The 16,570-nt window shown below is 61.6% G+C and carries 14 protein-coding genes and 1 tRNA gene; 6 read left to right on the top strand and 9 right to left on the bottom strand.

All coding sequences use genetic code 11. The features are described from left to right. Positions 1–39 precede the first annotated feature (39 nt). Together FJ548_RS09340 and FJ548_RS09335 are read right to left on the bottom strand one after the other, a co-directional pair. The gene (locus tag FJ548_RS09340; protein WP_140612718.1) at positions 40–1,578 is read right to left on the bottom strand and encodes a sugar ABC transporter ATP-binding protein; all 1,539 of its coding nucleotides are present in this window, start codon (positions 1,576–1,578) and stop codon (positions 40–42) included. A 121-nt stretch (positions 1,579–1,699) separates the two neighbouring features. Beyond that, a complete protein-coding gene (locus FJ548_RS09335; protein ID WP_140612650.1) occupies positions 1,700–2,662 on the bottom strand; it encodes a sugar-binding protein in 963 nt (320 codons plus the stop codon). Positions 2,663–3,268: 606 nt separating this feature from the next. On the opposite strand from FJ548_RS09335, the gene FJ548_RS09330 reads away from it, so the two are divergent. The 3 genes from FJ548_RS09330 to FJ548_RS09320 all read left to right on the top strand — a co-directional run bounded on the left by FJ548_RS09330 (position 3,269) and on the right by FJ548_RS09320 (position 6,812). Further along, complete coding sequence (locus FJ548_RS09330) at positions 3,269–4,366, top strand: LacI family DNA-binding transcriptional regulator (protein ID WP_181165734.1); 1,098 nt, start codon at positions 3,269–3,271, stop codon at positions 4,364–4,366. Positions 4,367–4,574: 208 nt separating this feature from the next. Next, positions 4,575–5,177, top strand: a complete 603-nt coding sequence (locus tag FJ548_RS09325) for a hypothetical protein (protein ID WP_140777703.1) — start codon at positions 4,575–4,577, stop codon at positions 5,175–5,177. A 342-nt stretch (positions 5,178–5,519) separates the two neighbouring features. Continuing rightward, complete coding sequence (locus FJ548_RS09320) at positions 5,520–6,812, top strand: DNA sulfur modification protein DndB (protein WP_140612652.1); 1,293 nt, start codon at positions 5,520–5,522, stop codon at positions 6,810–6,812. Between the two features lie 241 nt (positions 6,813–7,053). Here the strand turns inward: FJ548_RS09320 and FJ548_RS09315 are convergent, their stop codons facing one another. The 6 genes from FJ548_RS09315 to FJ548_RS09290 form a co-directional block, all read right to left on the bottom strand. Further along, on the bottom strand, positions 7,054–7,749 hold the full coding sequence (locus tag FJ548_RS09315) for an MAE_28990/MAE_18760 family HEPN-like nuclease (RefSeq protein WP_140612654.1): 696 nt from the start codon (positions 7,747–7,749) through the stop codon (positions 7,054–7,056). Beyond that, complete coding sequence (locus FJ548_RS09310; RefSeq protein WP_140612656.1) at positions 7,733–8,869, bottom strand: DUF262 domain-containing protein; 1,137 nt, start codon at positions 8,867–8,869, stop codon at positions 7,733–7,735. The genes FJ548_RS09315 and FJ548_RS09310 overlap by 17 nt, the downstream gene beginning before the upstream one ends. Beyond that, positions 8,866–9,942: a hypothetical protein gene (locus tag FJ548_RS09305; RefSeq protein WP_246678601.1), complete on the bottom strand. Its 1,077-nt coding sequence runs from the start codon at positions 9,940–9,942 to the stop codon at positions 8,866–8,868. Before FJ548_RS09305 ends, FJ548_RS09310 begins: the two co-directional genes overlap by 4 nt. Before the next feature lie 851 nt (positions 9,943–10,793). Further along, a tRNA-Arg gene (locus tag FJ548_RS09300) sits at positions 10,794–10,870 on the bottom strand. Positions 10,871–11,130: 260 nt separating this feature from the next. Further along, on the bottom strand, positions 11,131–12,069 hold the full coding sequence (locus FJ548_RS09295; protein ID WP_140777701.1) for a DUF1003 domain-containing protein: 939 nt from the start codon (positions 12,067–12,069) through the stop codon (positions 11,131–11,133). Between the two features lie 423 nt (positions 12,070–12,492). Next, positions 12,493–13,386, bottom strand: coding sequence for a D-alanyl-D-alanine carboxypeptidase family protein (locus tag FJ548_RS09290; protein ID WP_140777700.1), 894 nt, complete (start codon positions 13,384–13,386; stop codon positions 12,493–12,495). A 202-nt stretch (positions 13,387–13,588) separates the two neighbouring features. On the opposite strand from FJ548_RS09290, the gene FJ548_RS09285 reads away from it, so the two are divergent. The 3 genes from FJ548_RS09285 to FJ548_RS09275 all read left to right on the top strand — a co-directional run bounded on the left by FJ548_RS09285 (position 13,589) and on the right by FJ548_RS09275 (position 15,807). Beyond that, complete coding sequence (locus tag FJ548_RS09285) at positions 13,589–14,689, top strand: hypothetical protein (RefSeq protein WP_140777699.1); 1,101 nt, start codon at positions 13,589–13,591, stop codon at positions 14,687–14,689. A gap of 95 nt (positions 14,690–14,784) precedes the next feature. Further along, on the top strand, positions 14,785–15,396 hold the full coding sequence (locus FJ548_RS09280) for a nucleoside triphosphate hydrolase (RefSeq protein WP_140777698.1): 612 nt from the start codon (positions 14,785–14,787) through the stop codon (positions 15,394–15,396). 93 nt (positions 15,397–15,489) lie between these two features. Further along, complete coding sequence (locus FJ548_RS09275; protein WP_140612668.1) at positions 15,490–15,807, top strand: hypothetical protein; 318 nt, start codon at positions 15,490–15,492, stop codon at positions 15,805–15,807. Between the two features lie 53 nt (positions 15,808–15,860). Here the strand turns inward: FJ548_RS09275 and FJ548_RS09270 are convergent, their stop codons facing one another. Next, on the bottom strand, positions 15,861–16,565 hold the full coding sequence (locus FJ548_RS09270; RefSeq protein WP_140777697.1) for a glutathione S-transferase N-terminal domain-containing protein: 705 nt from the start codon (positions 16,563–16,565) through the stop codon (positions 15,861–15,863). Positions 16,566–16,570 lie beyond the last annotated feature (5 nt).

Genomic DNA, 16,570 nt, shown 5'->3' with positions numbered 1-16,570 from the left:
GCCCGAGCAGCTCGCGCTTCCGCGACCCCGAGGCAAAAACTATTTCGGCTGCTTGCCCACCGCCAGCAGCAGCACGTTTTCCTGGCTGAACCGGTCCTTGTCGAGAATGCCCGAGATCTGGCCCTCATGCATGACGGCGATGCGGTCGGACACGCCGATCACCTCTTCCATGTCGCTGGAGATCATCAGCACGGCGACCCCGGCATCGGCGAGCGCGCGCATCAGCCCGTAAATCTCCGCCTTGGCGCCGATGTCGATACCACGCGTCGGCTCGTCGAGGATCATCACCTTCGGGTTCATAGCCAGCCATTTGCCGAGGACGACCTTCTGCTGGTTGCCGCCCGACAGCGTGCCGGTGCGGGTCTGCACCGAGGGCGCCTTGATGCCGAGATTCTTCTTCTGCTTTTCGGCGGTTGCCGTTTCGGCGCCTGCGGACACGAGCGATCGCTTCGCATGGGCCGGCAGATTGGGCAGCGAAATATTCTGCGCGATCGACAAATCGAGCAGGATGCCGGTGAGCTTGCGGTCTTCCGGCACCAGGAAGATGCCATGCGCGACGGCGTCGGCGGCCGAGCGCAGGACAAGCGGCGTGCCGTTGAGTTCGAGCGTGCCGCCGAGGCAGCCGTCGATGCCGAAGAACACGCGTGCCAGTTCGGTGCGGCCGGAGCCGACAAGGCCGGCAAGGCCGAGGATTTCGCCGCGCCTGACGTCGAGTTCGACCGGCCGGCCGGGATAGGTGGGGGTGCGGACGGCCTTGGCCGACAGGGCGACGGCGCCCGGCGCACGCGCGGCCTCGGAAGCCTTCTCGCGCTCCTTCAGCATGCGGCCGATCATCAGCTTGACCATCTGGTCATGGTTTATATCGCGCTTGCCCAGCGTGCCGGCCAGCATGCCGTCGCGCAGCACGACGACGCGATCGGCGACACGCTCGACCTCGTGCAGGCGGTGCGAAATGAAGATGACGCTGATGCCGTCGGCCTTCAGCCCCTTGATGACGTCGAGCAGCTTGTCGGTCTCGGCGATCGGCAGGCTCGAGGTCGGCTCGTCGAGGATGACCAGCCTTGCCTTGATCGACAGCGCCTTGGCGATCTCGACCATCTGCTGCTGGGCGAGCGACAGGTCGGCGACCTGCGTGTCGGCGGAGAAATTGGCGCCGACGCGCTTGAGCAACGGCGCCACCATCTCGCGCAGCCTGGCGCGGTCGACGAGCCTGAGCGGCCCGGCGCGCAGCGGCTCGCGGCCGAAGAAGATGTTGGCGGCGACGTCGAGGTTCTCGAACAGGTTGAGCTCCTGGTGGACGAAGGCAATGCCCGAGCCAAGGCTGCCTTCGACGCTCAGGCCCTTGTGGGCGGTGCCGTCGACGGTGATGGTGCCGGTGTCCGGCGTGGTGACGCCGCCGAGGATCTTCATCAGGGTCGACTTGCCGGCGCCGTTCTCGCCGACGAGGCCGATGACCTCGCCAGGCCTCACCTCCATCGAAAAGCCATCGAGCGCGACGACGCCCGGATAGGTCTTGCGCACGTTCTCGAGGCTGAGGAACGGGGTGATTGCCGAGATGGATGTGTCGGAATAATTCATCATGCCTGACAGCAGCCGGTGGGCCATTTTGGTCCATCTTCAGACTGACGATCCTCGCGGTGTTCGTCAATGCGAGCAGCCGGCTCAAGGCTAGCTTGAGCCGGCTGAACTGCCTGTGGCCTTATTTTCCAGCCATCGCCTTCAGGTTGGCGGCATATGCGTCGACATCATCCTTGCCGATGATCTTGGTCGGGATGATGATCAGATTGCCGGCCGGGATGCCCGACTTGTCGCCCTTGAGGTAGGCTGCCATCAGCTTCATGCCCTGATAGGCCCATTCGAAGGGCTGCTGCACGACGGTGGCGGCAATGGTGCCTTCCTTGACGCCGCCCAGCGTGATCGGATCATCGTCGAAGCCGACGACGGTGATCGAGCCGAGCTTGCCGGCGTCGCGCAGCGCTTCATAGATGCGCGGCGTGTTGTAGGAATAGAAGCCGACCATGCAGGTGACGTCGGGGCTGGCGACCAGCGCGTCCTCGACATTCTTCTTGGCGCGGGCCTGGTCGATGTCGTCGCCGCGCACGTCGACGAGCTCGATTTTGGTACCGGCGAGACCATCCTTCATGCCCTGGATGCGCTCCTTGGCGTTGTCGGCGCCGAGAAGGCCGACGAAGCCCAGGCATTTGCCGCCGTTCGGCATCGCCTTCTTGGCGATTTCGGCCGCCTGCTTGCCGGCATCGACATTGGAGGAACCGATATAGGCGACACGCTTGGTCTGCGGGGCGTCGCTGTCGGTGGTGAACAACGCGGTTTGCGAGGCGATCTTGTTCAGGCCATCGGTCGAGGTCTTGGGATCGACGGCCGAGACCATGATGCCCTTGACGCCGGCCGTCACCAGATCGTCCATCAGCCGCTGCTGGATGGCGACCGAGGATTGTTCCGGATATTTGAGCTCAAGCGTGTAGTCGGGCAGTTCGCCCTGCGCTTTCTTGACGCCGGCTTCGGCGGCTTTCCAGAAATCGGACGCGCCGTTGACGACGAAGGCCAGCGTCGGCTTGTCGTCGGCGCGCGCGATGGCGGTCGCCGCCAGGCCGACGGCGAGAGCCGCGGCGGCCACGGATGCATTGCGTATCAAAGACTTCATGTTCAACCTCCCGTTTTGGTCCAGCCATCGGCCGACCGGTCTTGCTCACTGAGAATTTGCCTTGCTCACCTGAATTTGCCTTTTGCGGCTTGGATGCCCCTCCTCCTCAGGGGTTCCCGGCACTGAAAGAATGGCGTCGTTCCAGCCACGGCCAGGGACTTTAGAGACTCATCCTTCGTTCGTAAATAGTCCGATTTGTCTGACATATCATATGTCCGAGACAAAGCTCGCGGAGCCCAAGTCCGCTCGCCATCGGGCCAGCCACGCTCGCTTTCCGCCGCCCCCCGGAACCGATGGGCCGGATGCGACGGATTGACGTTACAGCGCATTTTTGTATTAGTAAACAGTATTAGTTCCGAACCTCGACCTGACCCTGCCACTGCGGTCCCGCAGTCGACGCGCCGGCTAGCCAAGACTTTGGTCGCGCGGCGCTTAATGCCGCTTTGCCGTTGCATTTCTGGTGTGCGGAGCCGCATGAGCAATGGACCGCGAGATTGCTAATAGATATAAGTCATGGGGCAGTTTCTATAAATCGATGCCACCGCGCCATCTTGTCGATCCGGCAGGCTGCCGCTAGACAGCACCGGGGATTGGGACAGGAATGCAATGAGCGAAACGACGGATCGGGAGACAGCGAGGCGCCGTAAGGCGCCGGCAAAACCCAAGGGCCGGGTCACCATGACCGACATCGCAAGGGCTGCTGGCTGCTCGCAAGCGACCGTTTCCTTCGTGCTGAACAATTCGCCAGGGATACGGCTGTCGCGGCAGACGCGCGAGCGGGTGATCGAGGCCGCCAGGGCGCTGGGCTACAGCGCGCCGGCCTTCTCCGCGCTGAAGACGCCGGTTGCGGCCTTTGAAGGTCTTGACGGGGTCATCGGCTTTGCCGTCGACCAGCTCGCCACCAGCCCGGAGGCCGTGGTGGCCATCGAGGGCGCGCGCCAGGCCTCGTGGAATGCCGGCAACGTGCTGCTGGTGGCGCAGACCATGGGCGATGCCGTGATGGAGCCCCGCGCCATACAGGCGCTGACCCGGCGGGGCATTTCGGCGCTGATCTACATGACCATCTTCACCCGCGAGATCACGGCGCCCGACTTTCTCTACAGCCTCGACATTCCGGTGATCCTGCTCAACTGCTACACGTCGGACTATGCCTTCCCCGCCGTGGTTCCCTCCGAGATCGCCGGCGGCCAGAGTTCGACCCGGCACCTGATCAGCCACGGCCACCGCCGTATCGCCACCATCACCGGCGAACCCTGGATGCAAGCGGCGCAGGACCGGCTGAAAGGCTACCGCCGCGCGCTCGCCACGGCCGACATCCCCTTCGACCCCGAACTGGTGGTCGAAGGCGACTGGTCGGCCAGCGCGGGCTATGCCGCAACGGTGAAGCTGCTGGCGCTGAAAGACCGCCCGACCGCCATCTTCTGCCAGAACGACCGCACGGCGATCGGCTGCTACGAGGCGCTGAAGGAAGCCGGCCTGCACATCCCGCAGGACATCTCCGTGGTCGGCTACGACGACGAGGAAATCGCCCGTCACCTGTTCCCGCCGCTGACCACCTCGATCCTGCCGCATATGGCGATGGGCCAATGGGCAATCGAACAGCTCGAGGCGCCCTCGCCGCCCGGGCGGGGGCGCTATCCCATCACCAAGCTGGAATGCCCGCTGGTGGAACGCGAGAGCGTGCGGGCCATGGCGGCAGGCTGAGGCGAGGCGACGGGCTGACACAGCGCCTTGTCCGCCAGCGGGCCGCGAGGGTGTATTCCGGCGGTCCGCCGGCAGATCCGACAACCCAGCTCACCCTTTTGCGGCAGCGCCCTTGCCTGCGACCACCCTGTGGGCCCATCGATCGCGGTCACCATCATGCCGTCTGTTGCCAGTAGGCGGCCGGGCAATTGTCGTCCATACTTGAGCCATGATGGGTCGAGGCTTGCGCTGTGTGCAGGTGTGTGCGGCTTTGCTGGCCGCGGACTGCCCACGCGCCGAAGCCGACGGGACCAAACTCTTCCAGGCGGGCGCCTACTCGTTCTCGGACGAACTCGGCGGCTTCAGGATCCTTTCGGCCACCGGCGCCGGAACGCGCACCGACCCGATCGTGGTCACCGAGGAACTGGAGACCGCGGACCCGGTGACGCTGACCATACGCGCCGCCATGCCGATCCAGCCGTTCGGAACGGCAGGCAATTACGCGACCGGCTTCCTGCCGCTGAAGATCGTCGCCCGCAACAACAGCGGCGACGCCTGGATCGAATTCGAATTCGAGCTGCAGCCGATCATGAACCGGCCGAGCGACTATGGCGACGGGCTGTCCTTCGACCAGGCGCAGCGCGAGGACAAAATGATCAAATCCGACAGCTTCGCCGAATTCAAACGCGACTTCGAGCCCTATGACAGGCTGCTGTTCCGCAAAGGCAAGGTCGACCCGCTGAAGACAGCCTCGTTTTCATTTCTGATCACGGACTTTTCGCCGAAGGATAGGTTTTATCTGGTGGAGGAGCCAAGGGTTCCTTCGTCGTAGGGGCTGGTGTTAGGGACGAGGATTGGTTCTTCGGTTGGGTGGCTGAGCATCTTCACGATCGGGGCTCTACGGCTCATTGCACTGCGAAAGATCGCTGCCATCCTCCGACGAGCGGTTAGGCGCATTGCGAGATGTCGATTCTGGAAATCCGGACGACGTCCAATCCGACAAGCCAGCAGGCCTTCCGAAATCCCGCATCATTTGTAGCCATCCCCGTAGAAAAATCCTACGGGGAATAGGAAATTACCTACGGGGACGTCTTGACCCCGCCCGGTCGGGTATGCTCCAAAAGAAAATGCCGGCGAGGTTTCTGCCCTCACCGGCATCATTCAACCAAGCACCATGGAGAACACCGTGCTTAATTCTACTCAACTTACCATCCGCATTGCGGCCGTTCAAGGCGCCTACGGTCATCGGCTCGCAACCTATGCTACCCAAATCTCGCCGCGCTCGCTGGAGGCATTCCTTGGGCACGATCCGCGTTCGCGCTTCTGGAAGAAGCTCGATCCGGAGCTCGAGCAAATCTACGTCCAACTCCAGCGCACCACCACCAGTGATCGTCTCCGTGCCATTCAGGCCTACATCCGGAAGCGGTTCTCCCAGTTAGCGGTAATCCTCGGTGCCTTCCCTGCGATTTCCGTCGCCGTTAAAAGACATCTCCGGTTCGATCCGTTCAATGAGAGCGGCGTGGAGGGGGCCGGCACCCTTCACCTCGACATGTCGAAGTCGAACGGGAGGATCGTCCTCGATGGTCTCGCTCGTGTGTCTGGAGTTATTGAGCTTGTGGAATTGGCCAACGATGAAGCACTGAGCATTGATGAACGCAGGGCCCTCAACGAATTGATCGACCAGTTCACTCTCCCGCTTGTGATCTTTGCGCCGCGGCAGGCCGACAAGCCTCTCGATCTCAAGGAGTTGAGGCAGTTATTTGCGGACTTCAACTTCAAACAGACGTCGATCAGTCCCACCATGGCTATGAACTACGATTCGAGCGACATCTATGTTGAGGCTACCCGTCGCCTCGCTGATCGTGCCGTTATCAAGTCGAACGGGGGCATGGAGACGAAGGCCGCGTCACTCGGTGCCAAGTCGACGGCCCTCGTAGTCCTGCAGCACCTCGTCCGCTTCGTGCGCGGCGCCGCCGAGGGCGATGCGTTCACCGAGGCCAAGACCAACGTGGACAAGGCGGAGGGGCAGCGCCGTCTGTCCGAGGACAGTATTGATGAATTTGTCACCCAGGCCAATCGCTTCCTGAGCGGCATGACCGAAATGATGGGCGCTGAGCGTTTCTCGGATACCAAGAACAGCATCCATCTGACAGGCCCAGGCTGGGGGGCACTAGGGACCATCTTCCACGACCTCGACGTGACGTTGGAGGTCGACGACATCGCGGCCATGGGCAGGAGGCTAGGAGAGCTCGACTGGAGGCGCGACGCCGAGTTCTGGTCCGATGTTATGCGTGAGAGGGAGGTTCGTGGGAAGATGATGCTGACTTTTGTCGGCGGAGGCTACGAGAGCCGGCAGGCCATCCGCCGCAAGGCTCATCAATATCTTGGGACATGGGATCGGCTCCAAGCCAAAACAGCTCCCTCCGAAGTTGGCGCGCCGACCGAGAGCAACGCTGCCGCTGCGTGATGCTGCGTAGATCTGGCCGGGCTTAGCCTATGAGCCCGGTCAGATTCTACTTGGAGCTGATCTTGGGGTATTCTAGTCCTCTGATCGATGACCGAAACTTCGACGGCAACGACGTGATCGCTGGCAATATCTTGTGCGTTAAATGGGCGGGCAAGAGCAACCATTGGTCAGATCGACCAGCCAGGTTGACGGTTCACGGTGCGTGGCGGCCGCACGCGATATGATATGATGGCTCTGCGATTTAAATAGATGGTACTCGACGAAAAGCCCCATCTCGCAGGGCAATGAAGACACCACTTTGAACGAACTGCATTACTTCGAAGGCGACAGCAGTGTATTCGCGGACATGATCGGCGCTCGGCACCCGCAGAGCATCACCGTGTGCGATGGCATTGCGCACGCCAAGCAACCGATCGATGGTGCCGCGATGCCGATCGATTGCTGGATAGTCGAGGCCAAGCTGGTATAAGTTCCGTTTCAGCACGACTGAATTCAGATTGGCTTTCGTGTCGATTACCCGATCGGGGATCTCGACCGTGCGGCTGAGGATTCCTTCGTAGGCTTCGACGAACGTTCGTTCCCTCCACAGCATATGGAGCTCTTGGTCGTCCGGCAGGCCAGTACGAAATTCTGGTGCCTTGCTGTTCGGATTGCGGAGTGCCGCGAAAATATCGCCAAGGCTGGCAGCCAGTACTGGGAAGGCTGCGTCGCGGCAAGACAAGGCCAAAGCATTGACTGCACCCGCGTAGGCCAGCAGAGCGAACTTGCAGAAGCCTTCCAGATGAGCATAGGTCAAGAGGGTCAACGAGCGGAACAGCATGTTGCGCTCAGCCTCGACCTCGGTCCGCGAGGCGATGTTCTCGATCAGGCGGAGTTCGGCCTCGCGCTGAAGCCGATCTGATTCGAGATCCTGAAAGACGTCATCCGGGGAACGCATCTACCAGCCGTCGTTCTACAAAGCCGATGCGATCGTTCAGCGGGCCAGGCGAATTCTTGCCGCCTCCAGTGGTCATTTCAATGAAGGCCGGGTCAAGCTTGGTGGCAATAAGAGTGTCCTTCAGGCGCTCGATCACAACATCATCGTTTAGATCCAGACGGTCGAGCACCGGCTGAAGACCGATGGTTATCGCCTCATAATGATAGGCACCAAACCCGGCCGTCAGCTTGTCACGCGTCTTATAGGCGATAGCGAAGGACATATCTCCTAGCGCCTTACGTAGAGCTAGGAAAGTCCGCCGAAAAACGCTCTCCTCAACCTCATAGTCGAAAGTTTCCGCCTCCATAGGATCGGCCACCTCTTCCATATATTCGGTCAGGAAGTCCGTAACCTCGTGTTTGAACCGCGCGCGCCTGTTCTTCAAGGCGAAGAACCTGAGGACCAGCTCCTGATCAAAGGCCGACAACTTGCGCGCCGGGGTCATGCCACTGGTGCATTCCTTGAAGTTGTCGACCTCGCTCATACGAATGAGGAAATCGGGAAAGTCCGCACCCAGCAGGCGGATAGTACAGTTGCGTAGCTGCTGCGCCGACAGCAACTCCCCGCCTGTGTTGAGCCGCTTGAACATATGATACTTGAAACGAGGATCGGTCTCCTTGCGGACCACCTCGACGCGGATAAAAGCCCGCTTTAGTCGGATCTGCAGGGCGGTCGGAAAGTCGTTATAGGTCAAGCCATTCAGGGCTGGAACAATGTCGCAATCCGACAAGATCAGGAACTCACCAGGGGCAACCGGCGGGTCCAAATGCGCTGCCGAGAGCTTAGCGCGCATATGTAGGTACGACGAGATACGTTGTAGTCCATCGATCAATTGATACGTTCCGTCCGGTTCCTCGATAACAAAGATGGGCGGCACCGGCATCTCAAGAAGCAAAGACTCGATGAAACGGGATCGTTGTCCCTCACTCCAACGAAACAGGCGCTGGTAATCTGGTGTTATGTTGAGTTCACCGTTCTCACTCATGTCCAAAAGTTCGTTGAACGACAGATCCAAGGATTGAGTGCTCGCCTGCTTCAACGTTGCGGCAATAGACTCAATCAAGGGGGACGCATTTGTCATTGCTGGATCGCCTCTCGACTCTTCTCGAAGCAGAGTACTGCCTCGATGGCCCCAGCGGCGCGCTTATAGGTTCGAGTGTGGGGGTTTATACCGGCCATGGAGCGCTTGAACTCGAAGTCATGGCGCCGTCTTAACTGAAGGCCCGCAGCCGCACCCATCTCCGTCACTATGCCGGGAAGATCGTTGTGGATGTCCTTATAATAAGAGTCTTGGACCACGAGGATTGCAGCCCCGGCAGGCTTAAGTCCCTTAGCAAGATGGGTGAGCGAGAGGGCCATCTTTTCGAAGTAGTCGAGATGAGTTTTGTAGTAGTAACCGGCTGAAGCCTTTGACGGATGTGCCTTCAGATCCCCAAGAAACCGGCCACAGATCGGTCCCCAGGCGGCGTCTACTGCAATGTCGTGATCCGGCACTCGAGTCGAGCCGATCATCTGACGACCGAGATCCTCCATCTTCACCTCAACCAGGGGATGCATCACGGCGAGCTCTATGCGTGTCGCCGCGCTGTAATCTATTCGTGTGCAATAGGGCGGCGAAGTCAGCACCATGTCGACGCTGGCTTCGGTCAGAGCGGTCAAGGTGGTGTTCGCCAGTTGTAGCTCCGCTACTGCATGGTCGGTATGCTGTTCGGTAGCGCGCTGAGCTAGGGCGGCGGCCATGTTCTTGACGTTCGCCGCAAACGACGAGAGGATAGCTTCTCGATCTCCTGTGATGAGACTCTCGTCGATCTTAGGCTTGCGGAACCAAGTAGGATTGGATGAGCGAAAATGCCCAGCCATCTGTCGGCAAACGGAAAACAGCGCCACATAGAAGGCGGCCGCTAAACCGGATATATGATCCAGTTTAACGCCGTTGGCCGTCAACGTATACTCGCCAACCAACTGGCCGCGAATGCGACGCTCGAGCGCCCGGATGAGCGCAGCTGTAGACAGTTCGAACCACCAGAGCAGCGGATCGTCAGGCCGCAGGATTCGTGGATCGGCTCGAACGCCTTTTATGGTGTCCCGAGCCAGCGCTTCGAGACTATCGGCCTCGGAAGGCGATAGCAGACGTGCCCGCGCGATCACGATCATCACTGGATTCAGATCGAATCCACGCGAGACAAGGCCAAGTTGCGACGCAGAAAATGTGGTCGTACCACTTCCATTCCAAGGGTCGAGAACGACCGCCCCCTTCGGAAGGAGTGCGCTCTTTAGCAGTGCCCGAGCGAAGCTTTCTGGATAGCCCGCGTAGTAGGGGAAGAATCCATCCCAACCCCGCTGGGTTTGGGGCGACCGCTTAGGTGATTGTATGTTAAGGGACTCGAACGCGACCACTTCTCTCTTCCTGTAACTTAGTGGCGCGGACGGGCGACCGGCGGCGCGGCCGACTCAGGCCAACCGGATTCTGCCCCATCTAGACACATTCGCACAAGTCAGCCTTAGACACCTGCAGGCAACGAATCCAGGTTAACAAAGTTTACCTTGGTGCCTTTTGCCACGACCCTCGGTTGAGTTTTGATGGAACGAGGACTCGCATGACGGGCTTAGGCAGCGCTCTCCGTCGCAAAAACATGCGAACTGTGGTTCGTCCATGCAATGCAACCGACACTTCGCAGCTTTTTGTTAACCTGAGTTCGGCGCCATGAGACGCCTGGGGTTGGAATGTCTCACTTTCTGCGTGATGCCACGTGCATTTATCACCCAAGACTGTTCACACGAACTGCTAGCCGAATAGCTGACTCCTACCTTCCTAGGCAACGCGCGATCGGTGCTGGGGGTTTATGAACGGCTGTCTCTGCAGAGAATGGTGATACGAGCCCGACTATACTGCGTCGATCGGCATCGGTCGGCCAACGAAGAAAGCGAGTTACTTCGGTGGTTTTTGCTTCGACGCAAGCTGCATCACTTTGTGGGTGCAACCAGCTGAAATGCAGAGCGAAATCTGGCGCACCCGACAAGATTCGAACTTGTGACCTCTGCCTTCGGAGGGCAGCGCTCTATCCAGCTGAGCTACGGGTGCTTTCCGGCGATGCGGAAAACGAACCAGCCGGTGAACCGGCAAGTCACGGCTTCTTAGCGGAAGCGGGCGCGGGCTTCAACGGGCAATTGGCGATTGTGCGGCGCCCCGTGATGGGATGCGAGGCGCCCCTGCCACTGGTGTCGACTATTTGTATATGGCGCTCCCCTCTCCGTCTCGGCTTCGCCGAGCCCCTTGCCGGGGCGAGCCACGGGTCTCGCCCGTCCTTCGAATCCCCTTCAATCAGGGCGAGGAACCCAAGCTTACTGCCCCTCACCCCCCACCTCGCTCTTCACCGTCCTTCTTCTCGCGCCGCGCACTTCCCGTTTCTGCTTCTTGGCGCCGGCCAGCTCGTGCATGGCGTCGAGCTGCATCTGCTGCATTTCGGCCAGCCGCGTCCATTGGCGCGAGATGAGGTAGTCGAGTTTTTCATGCAGGTGGCGCACTTCGAGCTCGGCCTTGAGGTTGACGCGGTAGTCGTTGAAGGAGCGCAGGCGGTCTTTCACTTCCTGGCGCTTCTGGCTCATCATGATGACAGGCGCCTGGATGGCGGCGATGCAGGAGAGCAGCAGGTTGAGCAGGATGAAGGGGTAGGGATCGAAGGCGCCGGCCATGCCCTCGAACAGATTGATGCCGATCCACACCAGAAGCACGCTTGCAAACGAGATCAGGAACCACCAGCTGCCGCCGAAGGCGGCCATGTTGTCGGAGATGCGGTCAGCGAAAGAGCGGTGCTCCTCGAACTCCTCTTCCGAGTTTTCGGAGATCGTGTCCTGCCGGGCGATCGATTCCACCACTTGGCGGTCGAGTTCGGAGAATTCGCCGTGCTCCTGCTGCAGCAGCTCTTCCATGTAGCGCATGCGGTAGCGGCCGAGCTCCTCGCGGCTGATGCGGGCGCCCCTGGGCAGGTCAGGATGGTCGGAGCGGATGCGGTCGGCGAGGCTCGGCCTGAGATCGTCGATGCGCACCAGGTCGCGCTTGCGGAATTTGCGGCCCGAGATCGCCGATGGCTTTTTCTTAGGCTTTATCCGCGACGCGCCTGGGCCAGCCGGTTCGGAGTCCGGCACTTCGGGCGTGTCGAAATGCTCGTCCGAAACCCCGTGCAAATCCTCCTGCGTGGTCGGCGCCTCGAGATATTCGCCGCCGCTGTCGTTCTGATTGTCGGCGCCTTGCTGCTCGGATGCCTTGGGAGTGGTGCTCATGATGGGCTCCTGCTGTCGCGCTGCACGGGAGGATACGCCGAGGTGGCGGGACATATCCACTGTCGGTTTCCGCAGCCTATGCCATGTCTTCCGCACGATTGCGTGACAGCTGCAAGACGATAGCCGGCTGCGGGTCTTTGGCGGCTCTTGGCGGGCTGAAGGCGGCGCATCATCTAGACATTCGAGATTAGCCGAAGCCTCTCGAACTTCGTCATCCACGAGCGGAGCAAGGAGCGCAGCGACGCGGCGCAGACCCGAGGATCCATGCCGCGACTTCCAAAATGCCGCTGCGGTGCGGAACTCCGCTCTGCTGCACTCCGTGGCAAGGTCGCGGCATGGATCCCAAGGTCTCCGCGACGCCGCTGCGCGGCTGCTTCGCCCTGGGATGACGAAATCAAGGGCGGCGCCGATGCCCCTCTCTTGCTATTGCTGTTCGGCGAACATCAGCCTTGCCTTGCTGTCGGCCATCGCGGGCGACAGGCTGCGCTGGATCAGCGCCTCGACATGGTCGTTGCGCTGGCGGGCACTGTCGGCGCCCATCACCACCACGATCAGCTGGCGGCCATCGGCATTGTAGGAGGTGACGATGTTGAAGCCGGAAGCTCTGATGTAGCCGGTCTTGATGCCGTCTACGCCGCGCACGCGGCCGAGCATGTCGTTGTGGCCGCGCACCAGCCTGCCGCGGAACATGAAATCGCTTTCGGAGAAATAGTGGAAATGCTGCGAAAAGCGCTGGCGCAGCGCCATGCCGAGCACCGCCATGTCGCGCGCCGTCGTCATTTGGCCATTGTCGGGCAGGCCGGATGCGTTGCGGAAGGTGGTGCCGGTCATGCCGAGCGCGCGCGCCTTGGATGTCATCATGGCGGCGAACTGGTCCTCCGAGCCGCCGAGATATTCGCCGACCGCCACCGCCACGTCATTGGCCGATTTGACGACGATGGCGCGAATGGCGGAATCGACATCGATGGACTCGCCGCGCCGGAAGCGCAGCTTGGTCGGCGGCTGCGAGGCGGCGTGGCCGGACACCGGAATCTGCGTTTCCTTGTTGACGCGGCCGGACTCCATCGCCTCGAACAGGAGATAGAGCGTCATCATCTTGGTTAGCGACGCCGGATAGCGCTGCGCCGTCGAGTTGACCTCGAACAGCTGCTTGCCGGTCCTGGCGTCGACGACGATCGCTGCGTATTTCTGCGGTGGCGCGGGCACGGCCAGCACCGAGTCCGGCGGGGTCGTGGTCGAGCAGCCGGCAACAAGCAGCAACAGGCCAAGAGCGACGAAAAGTCTCTGGACAAACGGGAAGGAACGCAAATTGGACAAGGCAGGTCTGTTCTGGCGATGGTGTTGCTGAGATGAGGCGAAGCTAACGTAACGCGATTGATGCGTCCATTTGGTTAATGGTGGTTAGCCCCAGGATTGTCCGCCTTCGCAGGCACCGCTGATGCAAAATGCCGGTTGCGGCGCTTGCGCGAAGGGCGCCGAAAGAGTTCTGCTTGCGCCTTCAGAATCGGGTGAGCACGCTATGGATACCTGCACGATCACGGCCAAGGGCATTTCGGTTTCGCTCGATCTCACCGTCGGCCATATCGCCGACATGACCGTCGAGAGCGGCGGCCGCCTGATAAAACCGCTGCACCGCGCGCCATGGGTCGATGCGGGCGAGCCGCTGCCCAGGGACCTGCCGCAAGGCACGGTTCGGCTGTCCGGCGACTTCCTGTGCGCGCCGTTTTCACGCAGCGATGTCGAGGAGGCGCCGCTGCATGGCTGGCCGGCCAACAGCGCCTGGGACGTGGTCGACAGCGGCGCGACGGAGGGCGGCTGGCGGGCTGTGTTCCGGCTGCGGCACAGGGTCATGGGCGCCAGCGTTGACAAGACCCTCACGCTCGTCGACGACCATCCTTTCCTCTATCAGGAACATGTGTTTTCCGGCGGGTCCGGCGCGATTTCCGTCGCCCATCATCCAATGACGGTGATGACGGGCGGCGGCAGGCTGGCCTTTTCGCCGAAGCGCTTTGCCGCGACGCCGGCCGATCCGCTGGAGCCGGACCCCGCGCGCGGCCGCTTCATGCTGGCCTATCCGGCGCGGTCGGCGGACCTCAGCCATTTTCCCGCCGCCGGCGGCGGCACGCTCGACCTGACGCAGTACCGCATGGAGGACCGGCGCGAGGATTTCGTCACCCTTGTCGAGGCTGACCATGGCGGGCCGGGCTGGACGGCGCTGGCGCGCCGTGCCGAGGAGGACCTTGTGCTGGTGCTGAAGAACCCGGCCGAACTGCCGGTCACCATGCTGTGGCTCAGCAATGGCGGGCGCGATTACGCGCCCTGGAGCGGCCGTCACCTGGGCGTGCTCGGCATCGAGGATGGGCGCACGGCTGTCGGCCATGCCGCCTCGATCGGCGACAACTGGCTGAAGCGCGAAGGGGTGGCGACAGCGTTTACGCTCGGTGAAGGGCACAGTTTTTCCTTTCGCCATGTCATCGGCGCTTTGCCCTTGTCAGGCGGCACGCCGCCCCGGGCGATCGCCACGGCCAACGGCCAGATGCGGCTCGCGGCCGGCGACACCCAATGGAACGTCCCCTTCGACGACGATTTCCTGCGCATTGGCCAGCCCGTCCCTGTTTGAGCCGGGCTGCGCAACACGGGGTTTGAAATTTCCAGCGAGTGCCGCCAAAATGCGGCGGAAACACCGTGCCGATCATCCAGGCAAGTGAGGCTCCCATGTCCGAAATCGCCCACCTGGCCGCCACCATCTTCAAGCGCGCCGGCAAGGCAAAGCGCTTCATCGTCGCCATTGCCGGGCCGCCCGGCGCAGGCAAGTCGACGCTGTCGGCCGGCCTGCATGACCTGCTGCCGGAAGGGGCCGTGAAAGTCGTGCCTATGGATGGCTTCCACTACGACGACGTCGTGCTCGACCAGCGCGGCCTGCGCGCGCGCAAGGGCGCGCCGGAAACCTTCGATTTCGCCGGCTTCGAAACCTTGCTGAAACGCATTCGTGCCGGCGAACCCGACATCGCCATCCCGGTCTTCGACCGCAGCATGGAACTGTCGCGTGCCGCGGCGGCGATCATCGGCACCGAGACCAAATTCATCCTGGTCGAAGGCAATTATCTCTTGCTCGATGAGGAGCCGTGGTCGCGGCTGGCGCCGCTGTTCGATTACTCGATCTTCGTCGAGGTGCCGCGCAACGAACTCGAACGCCGCCTGATGGAGCGCTGGCACGGCCATGGGCGTTCCGACGAGGATGCGCGCGCATGGATCGCCTCCAACGACATGCCCAACATCGAACGGGTGCTGGCACGGCGCCGGGTCGCCGATCTGGTCATTGGTTAACTCGCTTAATTTTCGATATTTTTTGACGGGAACCTTAAGACTTTCGCGCCGTTATGGCCGAGAACCCGATTGTTTGGCGTAAGGGATTTTCCAATGGCAACCAAGGCAAGAAAACCCGCAGCCGCCAAGACCAGGTCCGCGAAGGCCAGTCAGGCGAAGGCCGGTGCCGGTCCAGCGCTTGCCGAGCGCTCGAAAGACGCGAAGGCCGCTTTCGGCAAGGCCGCGCCGAGAAAGGTCGTGCCGGCCGCCGCGAAGACAGCCAGCCCGCGTAAACCGGCGCCAGCCAAGACCGGTGCCGTTCGCACAGCGGCGAACATCGCGGCCGGCGCGGTGGTGGCAACCGCGCGCGGCGCTGCCTCGCTCGCGGCCTCCGTGATTGGCAAGGGCGGCCCGAAAGCAAAGACCAAGTAGCTGAGCGGCCCGGTCATCCGCGGCCAGGCAGCCAGTCTATTGGACAGGCCGCGTCAGTTCTTTGCCGGAATGGTCAGGCCCTTCCGCACCGCCGGTCGGGCCAAGCCGCGCTCCAGCCATGCCACCACATTGGCGAAGTCATCAAAACCGACAAGGTCGCGCGCTTCATAGAAGCCGATCAGGTTGCGCACCCAGCCGAGCAGCGAGATGTCAGCGATGGTGTAGTCGTTGCCCATGATCCATTTTCGACCCTTCAACCTGCCGTCCAGCACGCCGATCAGCCGCCGCGATTCATCGCGATAGCGCTCCAGCGGGCGCTTGTCGGCGATCTCGCGGCCGGCGAATTTGTGGAAGAAACCGACCTGGCCGAAGATCGGACCGATTGAGGACATCTGGAAGAACACCCATTGGATCGTCTCATAGCGCCGGGCTGCGTCCGCCGGGACGAGCAGGCCGGTCTTGTCGGCGAGGTAGAGCAGGATGGCGCCGGATTCGAACAGGCCGATCGGTTTGCCGTCCGGGCCGTTGGGATCGATGATCGCCGGGATCTTGCCATTGGGATTGAGCGACAGGAACTCCGGCGTCCAGCTTTCATCCTTGCCGATGTTGATCAGGTGCGGCTCATAGGGCAGGCCGATCTCTTCCAGGGCGATCGAGATCTTCACTCCGTTCGGCGTCGTTGCCGAATAGAGCTGGATCTGGTCCGGATGTTTGGCCGGCCAACGGGTGGTGATCGGAAAGGCGGACAAATCGGCCATCGGGA

Source organism: Mesorhizobium sp. B2-4-17 (genome assembly GCF_006441275.1).
Lineage (GTDB): Bacteria > Pseudomonadota > Alphaproteobacteria > Rhizobiales > Rhizobiaceae > Mesorhizobium.
The sequence above is the reverse complement of the archived record's forward strand: the minus strand, read 5'-3'. Positions and strand labels throughout refer to the sequence as shown.